The organism is Mycobacterium montefiorense (assembly GCF_025823255.1).
Taxonomy (GTDB): Bacteria; Actinomycetota; Actinomycetes; order Mycobacteriales; family Mycobacteriaceae; genus Mycobacterium; species Mycobacterium montefiorense.
Genome location: NZ_JACKVL010000003.1, coordinates 36784 through 63400 on the forward strand (window position 1 = coordinate 36784; position 26617 = coordinate 63400).

The following is a 26617-nucleotide window of genomic DNA, read 5'->3' on the forward strand; positions in this document are numbered from 1 at the left end:
GTATGGGCGAAATCCACGGTCACAGTTGGTTGGCAAGGACGATTGTCAAGGAGAGTGACGGCGGTTGCTCAGCTCACTTTCGAGCTCGTCGAACCTGGCAAGCGCGGCGTCGAGCTCTGTCTCGTCGAAGAACTCGGCGCGGTTAATCAGGTCGCCGTCCAGCGCAACGACGTCATGTATGCGCCACTCAGCGTAGAAGCCCTCTCGTGACGCCCCCTTCGTCACATGAGTGATGACCGCGCCGACGCTGGTCAGCCGGTGAACGGCAGCAATGTAGATGGTGATGTGGTCCGATTCTGCGAACGCGACACGGAGGTGGTCAAACAAGGCGCCGGGCTCCAGCGTTGCCCCACGGCGATGATCGATATCGACGAATCCCTGTGCCGTAGAGGGCAGTTCACCTCGATTGAGCGCTTCGAACGCTCGACTAGTGGCCGACCAGGTACGCGCGTGGGCAGCCGCCTCACCGGCGAGGTACCGGGCGTCGAGTTCGGTGAAGGCGGCGTCGATGTCGTCGAGGTCTAACCCGACGTAGGCCAACATCCGGTTGTCGGTGTTGATCTCGACTATCCCCAGCAACTCCCCGAGGAACGCCTCAGGTCCGTGATCGCGGAACGAGAAGCGAACACGCAGGAGGGCCACGCGTCGTCCACGGGTAGCCATGACGCTCGAGGCCACGCTCGTGACCCCGAGGCCGGCGATCGCTTGCACGTCGGCGATCTCAGCGTCTCGGCCATGTCGTACTCCCGCGCCCACTACCCGACGGCGATCGTCACCGCGAAAGTCGTCGGTCAGCATTTCAGCCATAGCGTCCCAGTCGCCTGCCACCAAGTCCGCCAGGAAGCGTTCAGCCACTTGACTTGCTGCGTTGGCAAGCTGAGGCTGCAGTTCGTCGAAGCGTGAGAGTGTCGCGTCGAGATCTGCGTCGTCGAAGATTTCGCACCGGCTGATCAGGTCACCTTCGACCATATAGATGTCGTTCATCCGCCACTCGGCGTCTAAGCCCTCTCGTGCAGTCCCTTTCGCCACGTGGGTGACGACTACGCCGCGCTCGGTCAACCGATGCACGGTCTTGATGTAGAGTCGGTTCCCGACCGAATCGTCTAATGCGGCACGAAGGTATTTCATCAAGTCGCCAGGCAACATCGTTGGTCCACGCCGATGGTCGATATCCTCGAAGTGCGTTGTCGTCAAAGGGAGTTGGCCTCGATTTATTGCAGCGTACGCCGTCATCACGGCTTCCCATGTTCGCGAGTTGGCCGCTTCGCCGGCGAGGTACCGGGCGTCGAGTTCGGTGAAGGCGGCGTCGATGTCGTCGGAGTCGAATATGGCGGCGGAGATGAGGCGGTTGTCGACGTCGATCTCAAACATGCCTAACATGTCGGCACTGATCTCCCCGGCGTTAAAGCCGTGAGCCGAGGACCGAATACGACCGAGGGCGAGGCGCTGCCCGCGGGTCGCGATGACTGTCGACTTAAGGCCCTCGAACCCGACCTCGGCGACCGCGCGCATGTTCGCGATATTGACGTCACGACCGCGCAGGACACCGGCGTTGACAACCCGGCGGTGATCATGCGAGCAAAAGTCGTCAGCCATTGTCTCGGACATCGCGACTCAGTCTCGGGTCGCCAGACAGGTCCAAAAGCGTTCTACCACTTGGCCTGCTGCGTTTTCCAGCCGCGGCGTCTGCGGATGTAATTCGTTTAGGCGTGCGAGCGCGGTGTCGAGGTCTGCCTCGTCGAACATCTCGCAGCGGTTGAGCAGGTCGCCATCGACGGTAAACAGGCAAGTCATGCGCCACTCGGCTTCGAAGCCGTCTCCCGACGTTGCCTTCGCCACATGAGTGATGACAGCGCCGCGAGCTGTCAGCCGATGAACGGCTTCGACGTAGAGGCTGTTGCGCCCCGGCTCGTCCAGTGAGGTCCGAAGGTACGCCATGAGGTCACCGGGCGCCACCATTGCGCCACGGCGATGGTCGATGTCTTCGAAATCGGATGCCGTCGTGGGAACTTCAGCTCGATTGAGCGCGGCATAGGCTGTCGCGATCACCGACCAAGTGCGCGCATGGTTTGCCGCTTCGCCCGCGAGGTAGCGTGCATCGAGTTCGGTGAAGGCGGCGTCGATGTCGTCGGGATCGAGCCAGAGGCGCGCGACGATCTCACCGTGGTCATTGATCTCAACGAGGTTGAGTACCTCGGTGTAGAACGCCTCGGCGCCCTGGTTGCGACCCGAGTACCGAGCGCGCGCGAGGGAGAGGTGCTCGCCGCGGATCGCAATAACCTTTGACGTCACCGTTGTGATCCAGACGTCAGCCATTGCGCGCGCATCCTGGACCGCGGCATCCCGGCCGCGGCGGATCCCCGAGTTCGCGGTTCGTCGGCGATCATCACTGACGACGTCGGCGACCAGCATCTCGCCGACCGCGTCCCACTCATGGGCCGTGAAGCAGGCTAGCAGGCGGTCGTACGCTCGGCCTGCGGCGTTCTCCAACCGCGTTGCCCGCGGCTGGAGTTCGTCGAAGCGCGCGAGAGCACCGTCGAGGTCTGCCTCGTCGAAGATTTCGCAGCGATTGATCAGATCGCCGTCGATGGTCATAACTTCGATCCCGCGCCATTCAGCAGCAACGCCGTCTTGCGAAACACCACGCGCGACATGGCTGCAGACCGCCCCTAGGTCATTCAGGCGATGGACGGCCGTCACACGAAAGGTGAGGTCCGGCACCAGCTTCCAGAGCGAGAGCAAGGACGCGTTCAGGCCGCCCTCCTCGATGATTGCGGGTCGCCTGTGATCGACGTTCACCCAGTTCGGCGTCGTCGGGAAAAGCTGGTGCCGGTTCATTGCGGCATAACCGTTCGAGATCACCGACCAGGTGCGCGCGGGGGCAGCCGCGTCGCCTGCGAGGTAACGGGTTTCGAGTTCAGCGAACGCGGCGTCGAGGTCGTCGAGGTCGAACCCGACGCGGGCCGCGATCCGCTCGTCAGCGTCTACCTCGAGAACACCGAAGACCTCGACGAGGAAAGCCTGAGACTGCTGGCCCAGGCCCGAGTAATGGACGCGAGCGAGGGCGAGGTGTTCCCCGCGGGTCGCAATGAAGTCAGCCGTCATGTTGACTCCGAGATCGGCGATCGTCCGCAGGTCTTCGATCTCGGCCCTGCGACCCCGTCGGACCCCGGCGCCCACCATCCGACGGCGATCGTCTGTAACTATGCCGTCGGCGACGACCGCGGTTAGCGCGTCCCAGTCGCGGGCGGCGAAGGAGCTTCGGTAGCGCGCATACGCTCGGGTTGCGGCGTTTTCTAGTCGCGGCGTCTGCGGGTGCAGTTCGTCAAAGCGAGCGAGCGCCGTGTCCAGGTCCGTCGGTTCGAACATTTCGCAACGGTGAATCAGGTCGCCGACGACATGAGTGACGTGAACCCCACGCCACTCTGCTTCGAAGCCCTCTCGTGAGCTCCCAAGGGCGAATTGAGTGACGACAGCGCCAAAGTCATCCAGCCGATGCACAGTCTCGACGTAGGTGCTGACGTGTTGACCCAGTTCCCATCCGGCGCGGACGTATTCGACCAGATCACCCGAATATGCCGAAGCGCGGCGGTGATCCACGAGTACGCAATCTGGTGTGGTCAAGGGCAATTCTTGCCGACTGATCGAGACGTAAGACTGCGAGACGACTCGCCAGGTGTCCGTGTGAGCCGCCGCTTCGCCTGCGAGGTAACGGGAATCGAGCTCGGCGATAGCGCCGTCGATGTCGTCGGGTTCGAACGAGACGATTGCGATGATTCGGTTGTCGGCAGTGGTTTCGGCGATGGTGAGCGCCTCGGTGACAACTTCGCCGGACTCTTGACCGCGTTCCGCGAAGCCGAGGTGCATAAGGACGAGACGCTCGCCGCGGATCGCCAAGAAGGTCGACGTAACGTTGTTGACCCCGAGGTCGGCGATGGCCCGCATGTCCGCGATCTGGGCTGCGGGTCCATGCCGGACTCCCGCGCCTACTATAGGGCGGCGATCGTCATTGGACATGTCGTCGGCCAGGGTCTGTGCCATGGCGTCCCAGTCGCTTGCCGCGAGATGCTTCAGGAAGCGTTCGGCCAGTTGGCTTGCCGCGTTGTTCAGCCGGTCTGCTCGGGGGAGTAGTTCCTCGAACCGTGCGATCGCGGCGTCGAGATCGGTCTCGTCGAAGACCTCGCACCGGTTGACCATCTCGCCGTCGACTGTCGAAACAGCGAGTGCCCGCCACTCCGCGTCGAAGCCCTCAGGCGAGGTTCCATGCGTCGTGAAGGTGACGACCGCTCCGAAGTTGGTCAGCCGATTGACGGCCTCGATGTGAGTGATGTCGCGGTCGAGGTCTGATCCGGCGCGGACGAAGGCAGTCAGCTCACCGGGAGCGAACGCTACGGCTCGGCGATGGTCGATGCTCACAAAGTTCGGCGTGGTCGGCAGCGGCTCACGTCGATTGAGCGCGGCAAAGGATGCCGTGATCACCGACCAGGCGTGCGCGTGCGGAATAGCTTCACCTGCGAGGTACCGGGCTTCGAGTTCAGCGAACGCGGCGTCGAGGTCGTCGAGATCGAACGAGGTGAGGGCGACTATCCGCTCGTCGGCATCGATCTCGAAGATGCTAAGCGTTCTTATTACAAGTGTTTCGGGTGCTTGACGTCGGTTAGAGAAGTCGAGACGAGCGAGGACAAGTTTTCCCCCGCGGGTCGCTATGAAGGTCGACGCAACGTCGTCAATTCCGATGTCGGCGATGGCCCGCATGTCCTCGAGCTGGGCATCTCGACCATGTCGGATTCCCGCGCCCACCACCCGACGACGATCGTCATTGCAAAAGCCCTCGGCCAGCATGTCCGCGGTGGCCTTCCAGTCGCGGACCGCATAGTGCGCCAGGAATCGTGCCGCCGTTCGGACTGCCGCGTTTTCCAGTCGCCGCGCGCTTGGCTGCAATTCCTCAAAACGCGCAAGCGCGGAGTCGAGATCTGCTTCGCCGAAGAGCTCGAAGTGATTGATCGCGTTGCCCGCCAGTGTGCAGACGATAACGTCTTGGAACTCAGCGTCGAAACCTTCGAGCGAGGTCACATGCGCCGTATGAGTGATGACCGTGCCGAGTTCATTCAGCCGATGCACCGCCATGGGGTGGATGTTGGTGCTTCGGCTTTGATCGAAGGCGGTGCTCAGGTATTGGAGGAATTCACCGGGCGCGAACGCGGCTGCTCGACGATGATCAATCGTCACGGCGTCAGGTGTCATCGGGGGAAGTTCGTGTCGGCTCAGCGCCGCGTAGTTCTCAGTGGTTGCCGTCCACGTGTGCGCGTACGGTGCCGCTTCGCCGGTGAGGTAGCGCGCGTCGAGATCGCCGAATGCTGTGTCGATGTCGTCGAGATCGAAGACGACGACGGACGTGATTCGCTCGTCGGCGTCGATCTCGACGACGTTGAGCGCATCGTTTTGAATTGTCTCGGGGTCGCGGCCCGAAGCGCGGGTGTGCGTAAGGGCAAGCCGCTCGCCACGAATCGCGATGATGCTCAACATCTTTATCGCCATACCGACGTCCGCCGCCGCTCGCAATTCGTCGATCCCAGGGCCTCGACCATGTCGAACTCCGGTATTGACCACGCGCCGGCGGTCGTCGATGGAATAGTCTTCGTCCACTGCTTGACTGATGGCATTCCAATCGCGGGCCGCGAAGTCGGAATACAGTCGGTCGAATACCCGAGTTACGGTGTTTTCGAGTCTCCGCGCCTGTGGATGTTCTTCCTCCAGCCGCGCGTAAGCCGCGTCGAGTTCGGCGATCGCCGCGTCGAGGTCTTCGACGTCGAACCACACCTGCCGCGTGACTTGACCGTTGTCGTCGATAGCGAATAGCTGGAGAAGCTCGTCTTGCGGCGCTCCCGGGCTCGTGTCGGACGTGCTCGACACCAATCGAGACAGAGCTAGTCGCTCGCCTCGCGCGGCAATCATGACATGGTCGATCCGCGTGTTGCCCGTCTCGACACTGCGCCTTATCTCGCGTCGCGCCGCAACCGACGGGAGCGTAACGCCGACGATCTTCCGTCGACTCTCGATCGAAACATTGGGTGCGAACAGCCGCTCGAACTCATCCCAGTCCTTGCGGTGAAAAGCAGCCATCACGCGCTCGCCCACTCGTATGCATTCGGTGTCCAGCTCGATGGCCAGCGCTTCGGGTTGAGAGGCGACGGTCTGCACAACACGAACGTCGAGAAGGGCGTGCACCTTCTCCGAAAGTGCCGCAGCACCTTTCCGCTCGTACAAGCCGACGGCTCGCTCCGCGGCGGCACGCGCACCCGCAGCATCGCCGGCCGCCCCCAAAACCGTCGCCAACGCCAGACATGCGTCGCCGTGATCGACCAACGCGTCGGTGCGTTCGGCCAGGCTCACCGCCGCCTCGGCGACTCGTCGAGCCTCGTCGTGCTCATTGCCACGCGACAGCAACCGTGCCCGCAGCGTGCGCCAGGCGATCGACGGTTTCAGCGCGTGCCCAGCGAGACGTTCACTCTTCGTGCATAATTCGTCCGCCTCCCCGTCTCGTCCGAGGGCGAGACAGGCACGTCCCAGCAGCGCGGCGGTCTCGGCGTCCAAGCCCATCCGGCGAAAGCCGTTGTAGGCCTTACGCAGATGCGGCTCGGCCGCAGCGGGGTCATCGATGACGAGTTCGACGATGCCGGCGAACTGCTCAACTTCGAGCCGTGCATGGCGTAGACCGAGTTCGGTGACGGCGCGCCGGGCCGAGTCGATCATCCGTCGCGCTGCCTCACCACGTCCCCGGAAGGCCTCCAACACTGCCTGGCATCGTGTCGATGTCGCCTCGACTGCGGGCGAGTCGGTCGTGATGCGCAGCAGCCGCACCACGTCAAGACACCGTCCGCCGGCGCGTGGAACCGGGTTGGGTCCCCATAGTGCGGCCAGTGGCGCACCCGCGAGCACCGCATTCACCCGGCGATGTTCACGCGCGCGCCGCGCCGCCGTCAGAGCGTCGTCCAACGCGACTTCGCAGTCGGCAATTCGTCCGAGCCGGGCGAGACACGCGGCATGTACGGTGTGCGCCTTGGCTTCTCCAGCGGCGTCGCTGAGTTCGGCTAGTTTGCTGGCGGCCGCGCCGACGGCGACCTCGACCTCGTCCAGTCGTTCAGGGTGAATCAGCATCGAGAGTTCGCCGTCGAAGCACGTTGCCCACGCCACCAGCCGCGCCGAATCGACCGTTGCTTGCTGCAATTGCGCGACCGCACCCACCGCCGAGGCCACGTCGCCCGCGGCCAGCAGCGCCTCGCAGCGCGCGACCAATAGTTCGACGGCTTGTTCGTCGCGGTCCGGCAGCTCGTCGTCGATCTCCTCCAACGCGTGCCAGGCCCGATCGTAAAGGTCGGCGGCGCCCTCGTAGGCCAGCCGTGTTAACGCCTGGTCTGCCGCACGCCGGCAGTACTCGACGGCTTTGACCGCGTTGCCGGCCCAGGCGCATTCGAAGTAGTGGTACGCCAATTCAGCGAGCAGCTCGTCGTCTGCGCCGGGCTGGGTCTCCAGGGTTGTCGCGATGCGCTGGTGCAGCCGCATCCGCCGCACCGACGCCAGCTCGGCGAGCAGCGACTGTCGGACCAGGGCGTGGTTGAACCGGTAGTTGCCGCCTGGCTCTTCGATGACGATACCCGCCTTCGACGCCTCGTCGAACGCGTCGATGAGATCGTCGCCGACCACCTGCTCGACGAGGTCCAGGGCGAACCTGCTGCCGATCACCGCGGCTGCGGCAAGAGCCTTGTTTGTCTCTGCCGGAAGCCGGGATAGTCGGCGGCTCACGGCTTCCCGGACGCCCTGCGGCAGTGTGCTCTGATCCCACGTGCCGCCACTTTCATCGACGTGCCGCAAAGCCTCAATGAGGAAGAACGGATTGCCCCCGGTGACCGAGGCCAGTGCGTGGGCGAGTTCCTCGTCGTCGTAGCCGGCTTCGGCGACATACGCGGTCACATCGTCTGCGTCGAGGCCGGTGAGGTTGAGGCGGTCGGCGGTGGCGTCGCGGTGCAGGTCGGCGAGCATCGCCGCCAGCGGGTGCGAGCGGTCCAGGTCGGTGTTGCGATAGGTACCGATGACCTGCACGCGGGAGTGGTCACCGAAGCGCAACAGATGGCGCAATAACAGCAGCGTCGGTTTGGCGGCCCAGTGCAGGTCGTCGAGTATCAGGACAACCGTCGCGCCCGCGGACGCGATTCCCAGCAGCGCAACGACGGCATCGAAGAGTGCATAGCGTTCGGTGTCGGGATCCGCGCGAGCAGGGTTGGCAATATCCGGTAAGACGTCGGTCAGTCCGGGAGCCAGCGGAAGCAAGGCCTCGACACCGCGTAAACCTCGCAGGCGGTCGGCACCCAGGCACGGCACCAGCGAACGCAGGGCCTCCGCGAACGGCTGATACGGCGCCCCGAGGTCTTCGTCGCAGCGGCCATACAGCACGACCGCTCCTTGCGCGTAGGCCTGCTGCGACCATTCGCCGGCCAGGCGGGTCTTACCGACGCCGGGCTCGCCCGCGATCAGCACGGCGCGCGCTCCGCCGGTAACCGCCGTCTGCCACGCCGACAACAGGCTTTCGAGTTCGCGCCGACGTCCGACGAACGGCCCGGGACCGACCAGCACCGCAGGCAGGTCGGGACGCTGCATGGGCGCAATGCCGGTATCCGGTTCAGAACTATCCTCGGCGGTTTCCACCCGGAGCTCGAAGACGTGTTCGGGACGCGGCAGGTTGCGTAGCTGGCGCTTTCCCAGATCGGCGAGCACGACATCGTCGGGTAGTGAGTCGATGACAAGTTCGGCGGTCGCGCCCGAGCACAGGATCTGGCCGCCTTCGGCCAGTGACCGCAGTCGCGCGGCACGGTTGACGGCCCGGCCGAAGTAGTCGCCGTCGCGCAGCTCGACCTCGCCGGTATGCAGCGCTACTCGAATACGCATCGGTTCGCGCAACGCGAACGGCTCGTGCTTGATCGCGTCTTGCAGCTCAAGGGCGGCCGCGGCTGCCCCCGAAGGCCGGTCGAAGACCGAGAACGTCGCATCACCCTCGCCGCGGGTCTTGATCAGCCGTCCGCCGCGCGACGTGACCACCTGTTCGACCAGCTCATCGTGGCGCGCCAACGCTACCGCCATCGCGCCGGCGTCGGCCTCCCAGGCGGCGGTCGATCCTTCGATGTCGGTGAGTAGAAAGGTCACTGCTCGCATAACCGACGAAAGATGCTGTGCCACCGGAGTATCCAATGCGGAATCCTGTGCGACGATGGCGGCCTCAAGCCGCCGAAGCTCCGGACCGGGATCAATCCCCAACTCGTCGGCCAGGAGTGATCGCGCCCGCTTGTAGGCGCCGAGGGCGTCACCCTGCCTACCGGCGCGGTAGAGCGCGAGCATCAGCTGGCCCCAGCGCCTTTCGCGCAGCGGTGCCTCGGCCACCGCTGCTTCGAGTTCACCGATGATCTCGGCGGCGCGACCGGTGGCGAGCAGCGCGTCGGCTCGATCCTCCACCAATGCGGCATGACGCTCGATCCAGCGGGTCTTCTCGGACGTTCCCCGCTGGCCGTCGGGCAGTTCGGGTGTGCCGCGCCAGAGGGTCAGCGCCTCCTCGAGTCGGGCCACAGCTTGGCCGGTGTCGCCGGCAGCAGCCGCTTGACGGCCCAACCGGGCGGTCAATGTGTAGCGCGAGGCATCGACCTCGGTCCCGGCCAGGGTCCAGCCGGCTCCCTCCGTCAACACGATGCCGTCGCCCAGGGTGCGACGTAGCGAGGAGATGTGGGTTTGCAGAGCCTTGTCGGCGGTGCGCGGCGGATCGGCGTCCCAGAGTAGTTCGATCAGCGTGTCGGCCGACACGACCGAACCGCTGTGCAACCCGAGCATCGCAAGAATGGCACGAGGTTTTGCGCCCGGGATCGTGACGGGCGTGCCGTCCTGTCGGACCTGGAGAGGTCCCAAAACCCCCAGTTCCACGGTTGGAAGCGTACTCACGTCAACCATCGTTGGAGGCGCAATTCAATACCTGGTCAAGATCGAGTAAAGGCGCCGCTGTGCAGTTCAGGGCCGTCCTTGGCTCGCGGAGCTAGCTAATGCTGTTACTCCGGCGGTGTAGGGGTCATGAACGCGATGTAGTAAATCTCGTTCCCCTTGGGATATCCGCCGCCACCGGTGGCGATATGGACATGGTCGTAGTGGTTGGCCGTTTCTGACCCGAGATCGGCTGTCCAGGCTCCCGAGTTGGGGCCCGGATAAATCTTTTGCCGCCAGATCACATGGTTGATACCCCACCGCTTTGCATTCGCCAACGCATATCCCGCGATCTGATTGCCGAGTTCGATGCCTTGCGCGCTGTCATGGTCCGGGATCATCACGTCGATGGCCAATCCGTTGGGATGCCACGGCAACGCGTCCTGCCGGTACCCGTAGATGGTCTTGATCTGTGGAAATAGCACGCTGATGACACGGGCCGCCCAGATGGTCTTGACCTGCAACCGGTCCTCGGACGCCACCCCGGCCGGTAACGGGAACTGAAAGCTCTGCGCCCCGGTCGGCGCGCTCGACGCCAGCGCCGCCAACGCTTCCGCCTCCGCGGGGGTTGCGACGTGGGCCCTGTTAGCGGGTGCAGATCCCGGGTCTTTCGGGGGCGGTGCGCCGGTCACCGTCGGGGTTGCCGTTGGCGGCTCAGTGACCGTGGACTTCGTGCCTTGGGCGTAGATCATGCCGCCAGAAACGACGAGCGAGGCCGCGATCGCCATCCAGCGACTGCGGCCGATGGCTAATACGTTCCTGCTCACGGACAGCACTTTAGTGTCGCGTGCGACGCGTGTGGCGATCTTTGTCGTTTCTTGTCGATCGGCTACCTGCGGGCCGTGCCGATGTAGTCCAAGTTATGGTGGCTGAAATCGAATCTTTGCCCTTGCGGGCTGCTTTCAGGATGGGGGTAACGGTGTCATCGGATGGCGCGGCGCGTACCGAAGGAGACAGCTGGGACCTTGCCTCCAGTGTGGGCGCGACAGCAACAATGGTGGCGGCATCTCGGGCGCTGGCGTCACGCGAACCCGATCCGTTGCTCGATGATCGCTTCGCCGAGCCGTTGGTCCGGGCGGTGGGGCACTCTTTCTTTACTCGCATGCTCGACGGCGATATCCCTCTCGACGATGAGGATGTGCCCCTGACGGCACAGCAGCGTTGCGAGCAGATAGCCATGCGCACAAGGTTTTTCGACAATTTCTTGATCACCGCGACCTCGAGCGGGATCCGTCAGGTCGTCATCCTGGCCGCCGGGCTCGATGCGCGCGCCTACCGGTTGCCGTGGCCGGCGGGCACCGTCGTCTTCGAGGTGGACCAACCCGAGGTGATCGTGTTCAAGGGAACCACGCTGGCCCAGATCGGCGCTGAACCGACCGCGGAACGTCGAGCCGTCGGCGTCGATCTGCGTGACGATTGGCCTACGGCCCTGCGCGACAACTTCTTTGACACCACCGCGCCGACGGCGTGGATCGCTGAAGGCCTGCTGCCGTACCTGCCGCCGGATGCCCAGGACAGGCTTCTCGACAACATCACCGCGCTGAGCGCGCCCGGCAGCCGGCTGGCCACCGAAAACATCACCGACATGCGGGTGTTCACCGACGAACGTGCTCGAGCCTTGCGCAACGGGTGGCGCAAGCATGGGCTGGATTTCGATGTCGCCGATCTGGTGTGGGTCGGCGAGCGGCGCCAGGCCAGTGAGCACCTGACGGGTATCGGCTGGAGGGTCACGCGGCACCCCACCGAAGACCTGTACGCCGAAAACGGGTTCGTGCTGCCCGATCACGAATTGCTAAACGAGTTTCGGCGCACCATCACTTATTTGAGCGCAGAACTAGGCTGACCCGCCTCGGGGACCGAACGCTTCGGATCGGCAAGACCCTCGAGGAGATCGGCGGCGTTGGCAACGCTCGCGTCGGGTTTGCTCATCCGAGTGGCGAATTCGCGGGCCCGGGTCCCGCATTCCGGGTTGAGGATCCGGCGGAGATCGGCGACCAGCGATTCGCGGGTGGTGTTCGCAAACCGCCGTGCGGCGCCAACCTTCAGCCGGGTGACCTGAGCTCCCCAGATCGCCTGGACGAGGTCCATCGACAGCACCAGCGTGGGAACCCCGGCCCGCAGGCCCGCGGCGGTCGTGCCGGTGCCGCCGTGGTGCACCACCGCGCGGCAGGCCGGAAAGATTGCGGCGTAGTTCATCTCGCTGACAACTTTGACGTTGTCGAAATGTGGCACCTCGCCGAAGTCGCTGCAACCGGAGCACACCAATGCCCGCTCACCCAGTTGCGCGCACGCCGCACTGATCATTTCGACCGTGTCGTCCGGAGATTCGACGCGCATGCTGCCGAAACCGAAGCAAATCGGCGGTGTTCCCGCGGCAATCCACGACGCCACCTCCTCGTCGGCATCCGTCATCAATTCCATCGTCAGCGCGCCGACGAAGGGCCGCTGTTCTTTCCATTTCGCCCATTCGGTTTCAAGGCCGGGGAAGCAAGCCTGGTCGTAGGCCTGAATTTCCAGCGATCCGCGGTCAGCGATGCGTCGTGAGGCAGGACGAGTCGCCTTGGGCAGGCCTAGCTCGCGGCGTTGCGCATCTTCGAGGTGCTTCGTCATCCGCCACGTCAACCAGTTGAACATGCTCATCGCGGAGCGGGCCAACGGCGACGGCACAATCGGAATGAGCTGGCCGTTAGCCCGAATTGGGACGTAGTGCAGGGTGGCCAAAGGCATGTCGTAGTACTCCGCGACGTTGGCCGCGGTCTCCATGAAGCTTTCGCCGGTGAAGAGCACGTCCGCCCCGTCCGCCAGCGGCGTCAGCGTCGCGCTCATCTCCACCCAGCTGCGGATGACGGAGTCGCGAAGTTCGCGCCACATCCTGATCAGATCGGGGACTTTCCAATAGTTATTGAAGGCAGACGCCCAGAAGTCGCGATAGGTGTCCAGCCATTCCCGCGTGTCCAGCCCGTAGCCGACCGCGTTGAGGCCCGCCGCTTCTGCGAAGCCGACGAGGTCGGGCGAGACGGCCATGTGCACGTCATGCCCTCTGCGTAGCAGTTCGCGGCCGACAGCGACTGACGGCTCGATATCCCCCCGAGTTCCATAACTTGCCAGCACAAATTTCATTGCGGATCCCGGAATCTTCAGTTGTCGTGCGTCTTGCCGACCTCAGGGGGCATCGGTGGGGTGGTGCCGGCTCAGCGTAGCGCGCCGGATAGCTGCAGGCAACGGAATCTGCTGTCTAACAGCCCATTGGTGAACTGAGTGGGATTGCTCCCGATCGTGATGCCGCTACCTGCAGGTCTGTGATCGAACAGGGTCTGCAGCGGCGCGGCGAAGCACCGCCTAGGGCTCGGAGCCGCGGGGAATGCGGTCGGCGCGCCAGCACCACGCGCGCATTGGGATATCGATCGTCTCGGAACCGGGAAAGCGCGCGTCGAGCGCGGCGCGCGCATCGGAGAATGTCTGGGCGCGGTCGTCGGGTGACGCAATGATGGCCTGGCTGTAGGTCCCCAACATTGCCACGGCGTCATCGACCGTCATCGTCTTCACGAAGCGGAAGACTTCGCGCTCGGTGTTATAGAAGATCTGCGGTTCGGGAAGGTCAAAGTGCAGGCGCTGCCGGAATCGCTCGGCCGACTGGACCTCCTCGAGGTCTTGGCCGGGCAGTTGGCCGAGTTGGCGTACCCAGTCCACCTCGCGGTCTCGGCTCGTCCAGATCAGACCGAAGCGACCACCGTCGCGCAACACCCGGCCGATCTCGGGCACGGCGCGTTCGTGATCCATCCAGTGCCACGCCGACGAGACGAACACCCCGTCCGCGCTGGCGTCGGGAAGGGGGATCGATTCGCCGTGCCCCTCGAGCGCACGGACTCCCGGTGATCGCTCGGTCAGTACCCTCCGCATTCGCGCGTCAGGCTCCACCGCGACGACCTGTGCCGCTTTGTCCACCAGGGTGCGGGTGAACAGTCCGGTTCCCGCCCCCACGTCGACGGCCACCTCGCAACCGGAAGGCACCAGCCAGCTCACCGCTTCCTGCGGAGCCTGTGGCCGCAGTCCGTCATAGTCTTCGGCAATCGATCCGAAGGACATTGCACGCTCTTGACGATCAGTCACGCTGCCACGCTAATCCGCTTACCTGTGCGGGAACTTTGCGAATTCGGTGCGCTGCAGGGATACCCGACGAATCTCCGGACGCGAATGGTGAGGCTGGAGCACAATGATGTGCGCTGGCTATCTTTTGGCCATCTCCGGGGAGGGGAACCGACATGACCAAGACACTCGCGGTGTTAACCCGCTCACCAACGCTACGGCGTTGTGCGGTAGGCGTGTTCGCTCTTGCGCTGACGGGATTGCCGACCGCCTGGATCGCTGCGCCGGCGGTCAGCCGGGCCGACCCGTATTGCGCCCCGGGCTGGGCCTGGAGCGTCGAGTTGAACCAATGCGTGTTCGTGCTGCCGGCCGCAAATGGTCCCGGCGGGCCGGGTGGACCGGGTGGGCCGGGTGGGCCGGGTGGACCGGGTGGACCGGGTGGTCCCGGAGGACCCGGTGCGCCCGGGCATCACTAGACATTTCATATGACTGCACCGCGTCGTCGGGGACTCAACAGCGCCATCACCCGGGCCTGGAGCTTCTTAGCCCCGGTTTACGACCAGCCGTTTCTGCAACAGCGGATTTACCGCCTGCCGCATGATGAGGTGATCGCGAGGCTCCGTGACCACCAATCGTGCAATATCGCCGATATTGCTTGTGGGACAGGTATTCTCAGTGAACGAATCGAGCGGGAACTGCACCCCGAGGCGATCTACGGGGTGGACATGTCGGATGGGATGCTGGCCCAGGCGCGCGCCAAATCCGATCGGGTGCACTGGATGCGCGGGCCCGCCGAGCAACTGCCGTTTGACGACGGAGCCCTCGATGCGGTCGTGACCACCTCGGCGTTTCACTTCTTCGACCAGCCGGCTGCGCTCCGGGAGTTTCATCGCGTACTGACGCCCGGCGGAATGGCGGTCGTCTCGGCGCTAAGCAGCCGACAAACACTCCTGCAGGCGCCTTCGACGAGCAGGTGGAAACCGCAGCACAACGCGTCGCCGGACGAGGTACGATCGATTTTCGAGGGTGCCGGGTTCACCGTTACCGATCAGCACCGGATCCCGCGTCCATGGTGGATCTGGTTCATATCCGACGTGGTAACCGTTGGCATCAAGAGCTGAAGCGCTGCTCAGGAAGTCAGCACGGCGGGGGATCGGCATCCCATTCTGTCAATGTCCAGCCGTCGGACGGATTTCCGGTCAGCACCACGTGGCCGACGTTCGGCAACGATTTGGTTTTCAGCAACGACAGGTCGGGATTGTGCACGTTCATCAGCACCCAGAACATAATCGCCGCGCTGTGTGAGAACGCGACCGGATTCTGCTCGCCGCTGTCGTAGATGCGCTGGACGGCTTCGGCGAACCGGGCGTTGAACTCGTTGCCATCCACCGAGCCCGGGATCCGTGCGCTGCGGTCACCCTGCAGCCACTTGGCCGGGGCAGCGAAGTAGGTCTGCGGGATGTCGGCCTCGGGAGTGCCCTCGAATTTGCCGGCCTCGATCTCCCGCAGACCGGGCAGCACGGTGATGGGTTCATCCAGCGCCTGCGACGTCGGGGTGGCCGTCTCCTGCGTGCGGATCATCGTCGAGGCGTAGATGCCGTCGTAGTGATTGGGAGCCAGCTGCGGGACCACAAGCGTCGCCTGGCAGAACCCCCTGGGCGAGAGCTCTGGACCGGGGGTCGTGGTGTCGATCAGTCCCGACGCGTTGGCCGCTGACTGGGCATGGCGCACCAGCGTCAAGGTGATATTGCGATTGCCTGCGGCCCGCGCCGGCACGCAGCCCGCGGCCAGCATCGTGACGACAACGATGGCAACGAAACGTCGCATGGTCACGGCGATTTCACCCGCGCGCGCCGAGGCAGGCAGTCATCCGCAGTTTCACGCGAGAAGTGTAAAGCGTCCCGAACAACCGTGCGGCAGGAGAGTCAGCACGACGCCCGCCTCGCCAAGCGGCGAAACGGGCATCGTGGTCAGTCGTGGTCAGCTATTTACAGCGGGATCCAGACTCCGAAGAAGTCGAAGCCCCACTGGTTGAAACCGGGATTCCACACGGGGGTTTCCTGGTAGCCCCAGTAGTTGATCGGGCCGTAGTTCCACGGACCCCCGGGCGGCGGGAGCGGCCTTCCCCAGTCCGGCCGGGGCGGCTCGCCGTAGCCCCAAGGCGCGGGTCCTTCTCCCCACGGGGCTCGGTTGAAGTAGCCACGCTGGGCGTCTCCATGCCAAGCACCGCCGGGTCCGCCCGGCCCACCCGGACCGTCGAAGCCGGGTCCACCTGGGTGTCCAGGTCCGCCCGGACCACCAGGCCCGCCGGGTCCGGGGCCACCGGGTCCGCCCGGACCACCAGGCCCGCCGGGTCCGGGGCCACCGGGTCCGCCCGGTCCACCGGGACCACCCGGGCCGTGTTCGCCAGGTCCGCCGGGTCCGCCTGGTCCGCCCGGACCGGGCCCACCCGGGTCGTTTGGCCCGGTCGGGGCATGGATGCCGGCAGGCGCTGGCGCGCCGTGGCCGCCGGCTGGAGCCGGCGGTGGTGATCCTGGAGCGGCATTGGCCATGCCGACGCCCATGCCCAGCGCTGCCGCGCTGAAGGCGCCGGCCAGTGCGGCCGCCGCAATCAGTTGCTTGAGATTCATATTTCCCCCACGTATTCACTAGCGGATCTATCGAACGCTGACCCTCATCCCGCTCGACGCTAGATAGGCTAGCTATGTGCCGGCTGTGACATGAGCATGCGAAGGCTTTGGGCGAACCCTAAGCCCGGCCCGACCTTGCCTGATGTGCCTGGCAAACCGCGCATGTGGAGAGGCCAATAGTCCTGTGCGGGTGGATTTTTGACACTAATGACAACCATGCATCCCGCGGCTGAGGAGCCGAACTGTAATATCTACTGTTGCGTACCTCAGAGGAGGAGTTTGGATGAAGGCCCTGTTCGCGTGGAGAGTCATGTGGTGACCGAGCCGAATATCCTGCCGTACGGCATCGATTGGGCGGCATCGACGCCGTACTTTACGCGCGACCGAAGCCGTTACGTGCCAACGGCAGTCGCGCGCGGCGGGTGGGGCCCATCCATGAGCGGACACGTGGTCGGCGGCATTCTTGCCTGCGCGCTCGAGGGTGCAATCGACGACCCCGAATTGCAACCCGCGCGGCTGACGGTTGATCTGCCCGCACCTGCCGCGCTGGAGCCTTTCGACGTGCACATCCAGGTGCAACACGAACGCCGTCGATTGCGGCTGGTCGAGGCACGTCTCATCCAGCGTGGCGAAGCGGTCGCGCGGGCGAGCGCGCTGTTCTTGCGGCGCGGCTCACAGCCCGACGGCCAAGTGTGGTCGCAGCCGTTGCAGATGCCGCGGCTGCCCGTCGAGCAGGACGGCGATAAGCCGACGCTGTTCCTGCAGACCTACGGTTGGGGAGGCGAGCTTCAGAATCCCGATCCCGATTGGGACATGACCGGACCGAAGTACACGTGGCTACACGAAACGCGTCCGTTGATCGACGACGAGCCTCTCACTCCGTTCAGCCGCGCGGCGCTGTGTGCCGATGTGACCGCCGCGATCGCCAACTGGGGTACCAACGCGTTGGAGTTCATCAACGTCGACTACACGCTTACCCTGAGCCGGTTGCCCGAAGGGCCGCATATCGGGCTCGCCGCACTTACGCATTACAGCGACGACGGGGTGGCCAATGGTTCAGCCGTCGTCGTAGACCATCTGGGCCCAGTCGGCAGCGCCGTGTCTGTGTCCATAGCGCACTCCGGATTTCGACCACCCTCGGACTTGCCGCCGGCCGGATGACGACGGGAACGGACGTCACCTACTGGACGTTGATCGTCGACGCGGCACAGCGCCACCCGGATCGACCGCTATTCGCCGACGACTACGGCCGGAGCCTGAGCGCACGTCAGCTGCATGATGCCGCATGCGCGACGGCTGCCGGGTTCGCTGAACGTGGGATCGGGGCGGACAGCGTCGTGTCCTGGCAGCTGCCTACCACGCTCGAGACCGTGGTCGTCATGGCGGCGCTGACCCGACTCGGCGCGGTGCAGAATCCGATCATCCCGATACTGCGGGAGCGTGAGGTCGGTTTCATCACCGGCCAGCTGTCGACCGAATTTCTTGTGGTGCCCGAAGTTTGGCGGGGATTCGATTACGGCGAGCTCGCTCGGGCGTTGGCCTCGGATCAGGGCTTCGAGGTTATCGCCGTCGACCTGGCCACACCTCCGCGGGCTGACGAGCTTCGGCTGCCACGCGCAGATATCGGCATTCTCGCCGCACCGGCGACTCCCGGCGGTGACACCCAGTGGATCTACTACTCGTCGGGAACCACCGCGGCGCCCAAGGGGATTCGTCACAGCGACACTACGGTGATCGCCGGTTCGCGCGGCATGGTGCACGCGATGGGCTTCAGCGCCGGCGACGTGGATCCGATCGCGTTTCCCATCTCTCATATCGGCGGTGCCGCGATGGTGGCCGCAGCGTTGATGACCGGTATGCGCCTGGCGCTGTTCGAGGTGTTCGACCAGGCCGCGACGCCGCAGGCCATCGCGGCGCACCGCCCAACCTTTCTCGGCACGGCCACCCCGTTCTTCGTTGCCTTCTTGGAAGCTCAACGAGCCCAAGGTGATCGGCCGCTATTCGGCGCCCTGCGCGGTTGCATAGCCGGGGGCGCGCCGATCACAGCCGAGCTGGGACGGCAGGTTCGCGAGACCTTCGGAATAGCCGGCATCGCCAACGCGTGGGGGATGACCGAGTTTCCCGTGGCCACCTCACCGGCGCTTGACGCCGCGCCCGAGGTGCTCGATTACACCGTCGGCGCACCGGTAGCGGGGGTGAGCGTTCGCGTGGTCGACAACCACGAAACCGAATTGTCCGTCGGGCACGAGGGGGAGCTGCGGCTCAAGGGACCGCAATGCTTCCTGGGCTACGCGGAGGCCACGCTCGACGCCGACGCGTTCGACGATGAAGGCTGGCTGCGCACCGGCGATCTCGGGCTGATCGACACCGACGGCAATGTGCGGGTCACCGGCCGAATCAAGGACGCGATTATCCGCAACGCCGAGAACATCTCGGCCTTCGAGATCGAAAATGTGCTCGCCACCCATCCTGGGGTCGCCGATGTCGCGGTCATCGGAGTGCCCGACCGCAGCGCAGGGGAGCGGGTATGCGCCGTCGTGGTACCCACGTCAGCTGAGGGTGTATCGCTGGAAGCCCTGGTGCAGCACTGTCATTCGCTAGGGCTCGGTCGCTACAAGTATCCCGAGCGCCTGGTCATCGTCGATTCCTTGCCGCGTAACCAATTCGGCAAAGTCATCAAGAAGGATCTGCGCGAGGCCTGCAGCCGCCCGTGATCCACCGGATCACCCGGACACATCCGTACCAGAAATGTTGATCTATAACCGATTTAAATGGCGGTATCGCATGCGATACCGCCTTCGCAAACCATGTCACCCGAAGCGTCGCGGCTGATGTGGTGCGTGTGGCCCGGAGATACACCAGTTTCGAGGGTCGACACGGGCGTCGAACCTTTGCTGCCGGGCCAGGTCCGAGTACCGTCGCAACGATGGCCCTGGGATTCATCGCCGACTCCTGCGTCCTGTGGACCGGCTTCGATATGTCGGTCGTGGCCAGGACTTACGCGCAATTCACCGGGATCCTCGCCGGTTTTGCCTTTGTCGTCATAAATCTCGTGCTTGACCGCGCCTATCGGCGCCGTGGCGAGGGGCGTGGGCCGGAGCCGCGCGAGGTCGAGCATGAGACCCAAGTGGGAATTTCCCTGGTGTGTGCATTCCTGGGTCTTTTTCTGACGACCCTGCGGTATGGCTTGCTTGCCGGGGAGAGCGGATGCTCCCTCACCTATGGCCGAGCCGCCTCGGTGGAAGTGCTGGCCGCCGTATCGTTTGCGGCGTCCATTTACATATTGCTGTACGCCATTGTGCAGTTCTTTTCGGGAAACTCAGGCACGCTGGCCAGGCATTGCGTATTCGTCCTGGCGGTCTTCGTTCCCCCAATTTCGGTGTTCCTGGTCGAAGATACGCTCACACATCTGGCGCTCTCGCTGGGTGATCCGGAAACGCACCAGCCGCTCCAATCGTTGTGGGACTGGGCCAACCGGCTCGCGATTCCGATACCACTGGGGCTCATGATCGTCTGTGCCACCTTGTGGTACTTCGGAATTGGTAGACGTCGATCGGTATCACCTTTCGGCCGCGTCGCGGGATTCATCCGGATGGCCGTTCCGTACGTCACGGTTGCTGTCGTTGCTGCCGTGATAGTGCGCTCCATTATGGCGTTGCGCTACACAAGTCCGGCGACACATATCACTCCAACCGAAGCCTGGCTATGGGTAGGCGTGCTCACGGTCGCGTTGGCAGTTCAAAGTGGGGCGCTGTCGTTCCAAAAGGGCGTGGAGGTCCCCTTTGCCCAGGAGCCGGCAACGTTGGCCTAGCTGCGACCGCCTACAGCCCCTTGGGCGACTCGCGCACCGCCGCCACTGCATCGGCATCGCCGTCGAACTCGACCTGAGCCTGCCGCCCCACGGAGAACAGCAGCAGCTCCTCGGGCGCACCGATCACAGTGACCGCCGCGCCACTGCCCGCGATCAGCACCGTCTTGCCTTCCGGCGTGCGCAACGCGATCCGCCCGGGAACCTTGCCGAGGGTCATCCGGGCCATCAGCGGCAGTGTGCGACGCAGGCTTTTGGCCAGGGCCGGTTCCAGGGCGCGGGGCGTCCACTTCGGCTGCGCACGGCGCACGTCCTCGTGGTGAATGAACATCTCGCCGATGTTGGCCACCGGGTCGAGCAGCTTCAGCGGTGAGTAGACCGGCGGGCCGGACGCGACTTTGTCCAGCAGCGCATCCCAGTCGGTCTGCCCGGCCACGTCGTTTTGCACCTTGGCGGTGTGGCCGGCGAAGAATGGGATCACGATGCCGGGGGCGGCGTCGGGACGGTATTCGCGAATCACCAGGTGGGCGGCCAAATCTCGTGTTGTCCAGCCGTCGCACAGGGTGGGCGCATCCGGCCCGACGCTGCGCATGGTGTCGACGAGGGCGGCACGTTCGCGTTGAGCAACAGACACCTGAGCTCCCTTCACCGGCTGGCCTGCCCCCTCAGAGTAGGCAGGCCGGACCCCGCGATGTTAACGATTCTCGCCTCGGTAGATTCACATCTCATGAATGCGGGTGTTGAACAGTTGGAGTTTCAGGCCGAGGCACGGCAACTCCTGGATTTGATGGTCCACTCGGTCTACTCCAACAAGGACTCGTTTCTGCGGGAGTTGATCTCGAACGCTTCGGACGCACTGGACAAACTTCGGCTTGAGGCGTTTCGCAACAAGGATCTCGACGTCGACACGTCTGACCTCCACGTCGAGATCGACGTGGACAAAGACGCCCGCACGCTGACCATCCGCGACAACGGCATCGGCATGGCGCGCGACGAGGTCATCGGTCTGATCGGCACGCTGGCCAAGTCGGGCACCGCCGAGCTGCGCCAGCAGCTTCGGGAGGCCAAGAACGAGGCGGCCTCGGAGGAGCTGATCGGTCAGTTCGGTATCGGCTTCTACTCGTCTTTCATGGTGGCCGACAAGGTCGAGCTGCTGACACACAAGGCCGGTGAGAGCGAAGCCACCAGGTGGGAATCCAGCGGCGAGGGCACCTACACCATCGAATCCGTCAAAGACGCCCCGCAGGGGACCGCCGTTACCCTGCACCTCAAACCAGAGGACGCCGAAGACGAGCTCCACGATTACACCTCGGAGTGGAAGATCAAGAGCCTCGTCAAGCAGTACTCCGACTTCATTGCATGGCCAATCCGCATGGAGGTCGTGCGACGACAACCTGCCTCCCAAGAAGAAGGGGAGGAGGGCGGCGAAGAGGTCGTCACCATCGAGACCGAGACCTTGAACTCGATGAAGGCGCTGTGGGCTAGGCCCAAAGACGAAGTGTCCGACGAGGAGTACAAGGAGTTCTACAAGCACATCGCGCACGCCTGGGACGATCCGCTCGAGGTTATCGCGATGAAAGCCGAGGGCACCTTCGAGTACCAGGCCCTGCTCTTCATCCCGTCGCATGCCCCGTTTGACATGTTCAACCGGGACGCCAAGATCGGTGTCCAGCTGTACGTCAAGCGCGTATTCATCATGGGCGATTGCGACCAGCTGATGCCGGAGTATCTGCGGTTCGTCAAGGGTGTGGTCGACGCACAAGATCTGTCGCTCAACGTTTCTCGCGAAATCCTGCAACAGGATCGGCAGATCAACGCGATTCGTCGGCGGCTGACCAAGAAGGTGCTGTCCACGATCAAGGATCTGCAGTCCGAGCGGCCCGAGGACTATCGCACCTTGTGGACCCAGTTCGGCAGGGTTCTCAAAGAGGGCCTGCTGTCCGACGTCGACAACCAAGACACCTTGCTGCAAATCTCCTCGTTCGCGTCGACGCACAGCGAGGAGGACGCCACCACCCTCGCCGAATATGTCGCGCGCATGAAGGAGGGGCAGGAGCAGATCTTCTACGCCACCGGCGAGACGCGGCAGCAAATCCTGAAGTCGCCGCACCTCGAGGCCTTCAAGGCCAAGGGTTACGAGGTCCTGGTCCTCACCGACCCCGTCGACGAGGTCTGGGTGGGCACCGTGACCGAGTTCGACGGCAAACCGCTGCAGTCGGTGGCCAAGGGAGAGGTGGATCTCGGCTCCGGTGAGGACGAGAGCGACGCCGAACGCGAGGAGCGGGACAAAGAATTCGCCGACCTGCTGAGTTGGTTGCAGGAGACCTTGACCGAGCACGTCAAGGAAGTCCGGCTGTCTACCCGCCTGACCGACTCGCCGGCCTGCCTGATCACCGACGCGTTCGGGATAAGTCCGGCGCTCGCTCGCATCTACCAAGCGTCAGGGCAAAGTATCCCCATCGGGAAGCGGATTCTGGAACTCAATCCGGACCATCCGCTCATCACCGGGCTGCGCAAAGCTCACGAAGAGCGTGCCGACGATCCCACGGTCGCTGAGACCGCGGAATTGCTGTACGGCACGGCACTGCTGGCCGAAGGCGGCTCGCTAGAGGACCCGGCCAGATTCGCTGAGCTGCTGGCGAACCAGTTGGCCCGCACGCTGTAGCAGCGCAAGCTTTGCCCGTCAGCTGTAGCTGGCCAGCATTGAACCGATCGTGGCTGCAGAAGATTTGGGTTTTCGCAGCCGCGGCGATCAAAGGCGGTTAGGCGTCAATCCGACCAGCATCGTCGACTCCACGATTGCCCAAACACAGTCGTATATCAGGGATTTCGCTGAGGAGTCCAAGGTTGCCGAGATCGTCGACAATCTGGTGTCCGCGATGACCGCCAAGTATTCGCAGCACGGCAACCTGTGGACTCTGCAGTTCTCGGCGTCGAACGTCATCGCCCATCGTGATGGTGGCGACTCGCTGATAGACATCAGTTAGCGACGTCGTAACACTTGCAGGAGACATCCGTCGTGGATTAAAAGCCCAGCAACAGGGATAGTTACGTCTCATGCCCGACTTTCGAGCGATCAACCCAGATGGGAAAGTCATCGCGTCGATGAACTTTTCCAGTGCCGAGGCCGCGTATTCCTGGTTCATCGCCCTTACCGGGGACAGCTCCGAGCTGGGTTGGCGCATGGAGGTCAGCGACGACGGGAATTGGGCACACTTCGACGACACCGGTGGCTTTACCGCCCCGGCGAGCCGCCATCCAGAAAGGCGCAGTTAGTCGGCGGTGGACAGCCGTTTCGCGGCATCGCCGCCGTGGGTCAGGTGGACAGGGAACTGGTCGCCGGGCTCGGGCCAGGGCTGGCGCGCCAGCATGTCGGCGACGGTGACGTAGCCTTCCTCGATCACACCTTTTTTGGCATCCGCGATGCGATAGCACTGCCGTTGGGTCTGAATGGGTTGGCCTTCCAGGATGACCACTCTGACATCGCCCTCTTCGAAGTGACAGCGCCGCTGCAAGGCCTCCAGCAGTTGCTCGTTGTGCAGGTGACCCTCGCCGAAGTTCCAGCCGACCAGGGGACCGGCGACGATTTCGCCCTCGCGCATCCGGTAGTCGGCTTCGTTGTCGACGGCGCGCGATAGGAGTCCGTTGAGCGCCCGGCCATGGGTGTGCATCGACCGAAAGGCGCCGGCTTTGTCGATTGTGATCTCTGCAGTCGCCGGGTCGTAGAGCTTGGCCAGTTGCTTGGCAGTAAGAGCAGAGCTTTTGACGACGTCGGCTTCGACCTTCTCTTCGGTGCCCGCGCGGAAGCACCAAACACTGGTCGCCCAGTTGCCGGCGTAGTAGCGCATCGCCGGAAGAAACGAAAACTGCTGGGGGAAAAGGTTTCCCAGGATCGGCACCACGGCCAGCGCGACGACGAGGATGGTCAGCAACAACGGAGACTGTAGGTCCGTCACGTGAATCGTGTTGTAGTGCCCGAACAAATAGAACAGCGAGAAGATGAGGAACACGTTCCACTCCAACGGAACTCCCATCGGGAGGTTGGAAATGATATTGAGGTGGAAGATCACCATGAAGGCGATCAGGAACCACGCCCAGCCGTGGCCGTCGGCGAAGAAGACCAAAACCAAGGGCACCAGGAGTTCGGCCGTGGTGCCGCCGACATGTGCCATGAATTTCGGCACCCACGACGGACGCAGGTCATTGACCGGGTCGCGGTAGAGCCGGTGTTTCACCCAGTTGAACAATTTGCTCCGCAAGAGCGGGTGATTGCTCGTCATCACCGCCACGACGTACGGGAAATGATGGTTGAGCTTGGAGGTCGCCGCGCCCCACCACAGCGCGAGCATGATGATTTTGAATCCGGCGATCTGATCGGTGAACGCGAAGAAGAACACGAACAGCGTTAACCAGTAGTGTTCGCCGCGCGCCGCAAGGAAGACCGTCTTGTCGCGCAGGCCCAACAGCGCCAGCGCGATGATCGCCGGCACCAGCAACATCGGATCGAGCAAGCCGACGTCGCCGGCCGCAGTGACCGGGCCGCCGCGGCCGGCCGACAGCAACGCCCAGATACCGGACGCCAGCACGATCACGTAGAGGGCCACGTCAACGATCGTGCGACTGTCCCCCCTCGTGAAGGGAACCACACGCGGCCAGGGTGGCAGACGAATCGTGTTGGGCCGCAACCAAAACAGAAATCCGCCGATGGGGGGCCAGAATCTGGCGGTGAGCGGACCGGAGCCGCAGCCCAGGCCGAGGACCTCGAACAGCAGGGTGAAGACGACGACCTTCTGATACACGATCGGCTGGGTCCACCACACTTCGATGCGGTCCAGCCCGCCCAGGCCCGGAGTTAACGCGATGACCGCTGCGGCCCCGCCGGCATAAGCGGCCATCTTGAGCACGTACAGCAGATAGATCGCAGACGGGGTGCCGAAGCCGTGCTCCACCCAGTGCCGCGTCACCACCTGCATCCTGGTGGACCGGGGCAGCGTGGGCCAGGTGTCGTGATCGACATCTGGCAGGTCCGGCGTGATGAATCCCATGATGGCCTCGTTCCGCGTTGAACCCAGTAGGCGAATATTCAATCTAGCGTCACCGCGCGATTTAGCCAGTACCTGATGAATGCCGCTATCCAGTTCGCGCGTCGTTGCAGACAAACCCCGCACGACGGTCTTTTTGACGACCACGATGCGGCAGAATTGGCTGACGTGCAACGCGAGAGTCGTGGGTAGATGAACGACGAGAGCATTCGGGCCAAAATTAGTGCTAACGAATGTAATTGGAATGCGCGGGTGCCGATCCACGTGAATAGCGCGTTCTACGGAATCGGCGATCGCGACCCCACGACCTGGTTTGCCCCGTTCGAGTGGTACCACCTCGGTGAGCTGGCGGGCAAAGAGCTAGTACATCTGCAGTGCCACTTGGGCGTGGAGACGCTGGCCTTCGCGCTCAAAGGCGCTTACACCACCGGGCTGGATTTCTCGTCCGCGTCGGTGCGGGAGGCGCAGCGCATCGCGCACCAAGCCGGTCTGGCCATCGAGTATGTCCGCGCCGACGTCTACGACGCTGTGGACGTACTCGGCACGCAACGGTTCGACATCGTCTATACGGGAAAGGGCGCACTGTGCTACTTGCCTGATCTGGCAGAGTGGGCGCAGACGATTTCGCGCCTGCTTAAACCGGGCGGCTTCCTGTACCTGGTGGAATTTCACCCGCTGCTCAACGCACTCGGACCTACCCAGAAGCCAGGATTCCCGAATGATTTGGTGATCCGCCACGACTATCTTGGTGGCCGCGGTGCCGTCGAACGCGATAGCACGCACAGCTATACCGATGGTCCAGCGCTGGCCGGCGACACGGTCCACTACGAGTGGCCGCACGGCCTAGGCGAAGTCGTCACCGCCATCACCCGAGCCGGTCTTGCAATCGAAAGACTCACGGAGACTGTCCTTTTGCCGTGGCAGCGCTGGCCGTTGATGGAGCCGGCGGCCGGCGGCTGGTGGGCAATGCCGGAAGGCGAACCGCGGTTCCCATTGATGTACGGGCTCAAGGCTTACCGAGAATGCTGACTCGA

19 protein-coding genes are annotated in these 26617 nt (G+C 63.9%); 10 read left to right on the top strand and 9 right to left on the bottom strand.

Annotated elements, in window-relative coordinates:
* Window positions 1-45: 45 nt before the first annotated feature.
* The 3 genes from H7K34_RS00925 to H7K34_RS00935 form a co-directional block, all read right to left on the bottom strand.
* Complete coding sequence (locus H7K34_RS00925; RefSeq protein WP_264058851.1) at window positions 46-1608, bottom strand: hypothetical protein; 1563 nt, start codon at window positions 1606-1608, stop codon at window positions 46-48.
* Between the two features lie 6 nt (window positions 1609-1614).
* On the bottom strand, window positions 1615-9990 hold the full coding sequence (locus H7K34_RS00930) for a BTAD domain-containing putative transcriptional regulator (RefSeq protein ID WP_264058857.1): 8376 nt from the start codon (window positions 9988-9990) through the stop codon (window positions 1615-1617).
* 95 nt (window positions 9991-10085) lie between these two features.
* The gene (locus tag H7K34_RS00935) at window positions 10086-10784 is read right to left on the bottom strand and encodes a glycoside hydrolase (RefSeq protein ID WP_372510658.1); all 699 of its coding nucleotides are present in this window, start codon (window positions 10782-10784) and stop codon (window positions 10086-10088) included.
* Window positions 10785-10936: 152 nt separating this feature from the next.
* Between H7K34_RS00935 and H7K34_RS00940 the strand changes: the two genes are divergently transcribed.
* Window positions 10937-11860, top strand: a complete 924-nt coding sequence (locus H7K34_RS00940; protein WP_264058859.1) for a class I SAM-dependent methyltransferase — start codon at window positions 10937-10939, stop codon at window positions 11858-11860.
* On the opposite strand, the gene H7K34_RS00945 is transcribed toward H7K34_RS00940, so the two are convergent.
* Window positions 11836-13137 carry a glycosyltransferase gene (locus H7K34_RS00945; protein WP_264058861.1) on the bottom strand — a complete coding sequence of 434 codons (1302 nt, stop codon included), beginning with the start codon at window positions 13135-13137 and terminating at the stop codon, window positions 11836-11838. The genes H7K34_RS00940 and H7K34_RS00945 overlap by 25 nt on opposite strands.
* A 219-nt stretch (window positions 13138-13356) precedes the next feature.
* The gene (locus H7K34_RS00950) at window positions 13357-14127 is read right to left on the bottom strand and encodes a class I SAM-dependent methyltransferase (RefSeq protein WP_264058862.1); all 771 of its coding nucleotides are present in this window, start codon (window positions 14125-14127) and stop codon (window positions 13357-13359) included.
* A 152-nt stretch (window positions 14128-14279) separates the two neighbouring features.
* Between H7K34_RS00950 and H7K34_RS00955 the strand changes: the two genes are divergently transcribed.
* A complete protein-coding gene (locus H7K34_RS00955; protein ID WP_264058863.1) occupies window positions 14280-14579 on the top strand; it encodes a hypothetical protein in 300 nt (99 codons plus the stop codon).
* A 9-nt stretch (window positions 14580-14588) separates the two neighbouring features.
* Window positions 14589-15224, top strand: coding sequence for a class I SAM-dependent methyltransferase (locus H7K34_RS00960; RefSeq protein ID WP_264058864.1), 636 nt, complete (start codon window positions 14589-14591; stop codon window positions 15222-15224).
* A gap of 16 nt (window positions 15225-15240) precedes the next feature.
* Here H7K34_RS00960 and H7K34_RS00965 read toward each other — a convergent pair whose 3' ends face one another.
* Together H7K34_RS00965 and H7K34_RS00970 are read right to left on the bottom strand one after the other, a co-directional pair.
* Window positions 15241-15930: a histidine phosphatase family protein gene (locus H7K34_RS00965; RefSeq protein WP_108921639.1), complete on the bottom strand. Its 690-nt coding sequence runs from the start codon at window positions 15928-15930 to the stop codon at window positions 15241-15243.
* A 161-nt stretch (window positions 15931-16091) separates the two neighbouring features.
* Complete coding sequence (locus H7K34_RS00970; protein WP_264058865.1) at window positions 16092-16733, bottom strand: chitin-binding protein; 642 nt, start codon at window positions 16731-16733, stop codon at window positions 16092-16094.
* Between the two features lie 315 nt (window positions 16734-17048).
* Between H7K34_RS00970 and H7K34_RS00975 the strand changes: the two genes are divergently transcribed.
* From H7K34_RS00975 to H7K34_RS00985, 3 genes are all read left to right on the top strand, one after another.
* Window positions 17049-17894, top strand: coding sequence for an acyl-CoA thioesterase domain-containing protein (locus H7K34_RS00975; RefSeq protein ID WP_264058866.1), 846 nt, complete (start codon window positions 17049-17051; stop codon window positions 17892-17894).
* Window positions 17891-19447: a class I adenylate-forming enzyme family protein gene (locus H7K34_RS00980; protein ID WP_264058867.1), complete on the top strand. Its 1557-nt coding sequence runs from the start codon at window positions 17891-17893 to the stop codon at window positions 19445-19447. Before H7K34_RS00975 ends, H7K34_RS00980 begins: the two co-directional genes overlap by 4 nt.
* A 212-nt stretch (window positions 19448-19659) precedes the next feature.
* Complete coding sequence (locus H7K34_RS00985) at window positions 19660-20544, top strand: hypothetical protein (RefSeq protein ID WP_264058868.1); 885 nt, start codon at window positions 19660-19662, stop codon at window positions 20542-20544.
* A gap of 10 nt (window positions 20545-20554) precedes the next feature.
* Here the strand turns inward: H7K34_RS00985 and H7K34_RS00990 are convergent, their stop codons facing one another.
* A complete protein-coding gene (locus tag H7K34_RS00990; protein ID WP_264058871.1) occupies window positions 20555-21175 on the bottom strand; it encodes a TIGR03085 family metal-binding protein in 621 nt (206 codons plus the stop codon).
* A 93-nt stretch (window positions 21176-21268) separates the two neighbouring features.
* Here H7K34_RS00990 and htpG point away from each other — a divergent pair, with 93 nt between their 5' ends.
* The 3 genes from htpG (at window position 21269) to H7K34_RS01005 (ending at window position 23817) form a co-directional block, all read left to right on the top strand.
* Window positions 21269-23206 carry a molecular chaperone HtpG gene (gene htpG / locus H7K34_RS00995; protein ID WP_264058877.1) on the top strand — a complete coding sequence of 646 codons (1938 nt, stop codon included), beginning with the start codon at window positions 21269-21271 and terminating at the stop codon, window positions 23204-23206.
* Window positions 23207-23255: 49 nt separating this feature from the next.
* The gene (locus tag H7K34_RS01000) at window positions 23256-23528 is read left to right on the top strand and encodes a hypothetical protein (RefSeq protein ID WP_264058878.1); all 273 of its coding nucleotides are present in this window, start codon (window positions 23256-23258) and stop codon (window positions 23526-23528) included.
* Between the two features lie 70 nt (window positions 23529-23598).
* On the top strand, window positions 23599-23817 hold the full coding sequence (locus tag H7K34_RS01005) for a hypothetical protein (RefSeq protein WP_264058884.1): 219 nt from the start codon (window positions 23599-23601) through the stop codon (window positions 23815-23817).
* Here the strand turns inward: H7K34_RS01005 and H7K34_RS01010 are convergent.
* A complete protein-coding gene (locus H7K34_RS01010) occupies window positions 23814-25586 on the bottom strand; it encodes a DUF3556 domain-containing protein (protein ID WP_264058886.1) in 1773 nt (590 codons plus the stop codon). The genes H7K34_RS01005 and H7K34_RS01010 overlap by 4 nt on opposite strands.
* A gap of 249 nt (window positions 25587-25835) precedes the next feature.
* Here H7K34_RS01010 and H7K34_RS01015 point away from each other — a divergent pair, with 249 nt between their 5' ends.
* Window positions 25836-26612: a class I SAM-dependent methyltransferase gene (locus tag H7K34_RS01015; protein ID WP_264058889.1), complete on the top strand. Its 777-nt coding sequence runs from the start codon at window positions 25836-25838 to the stop codon at window positions 26610-26612.
* Window positions 26613-26617: the final 5 nt, after the last annotated feature.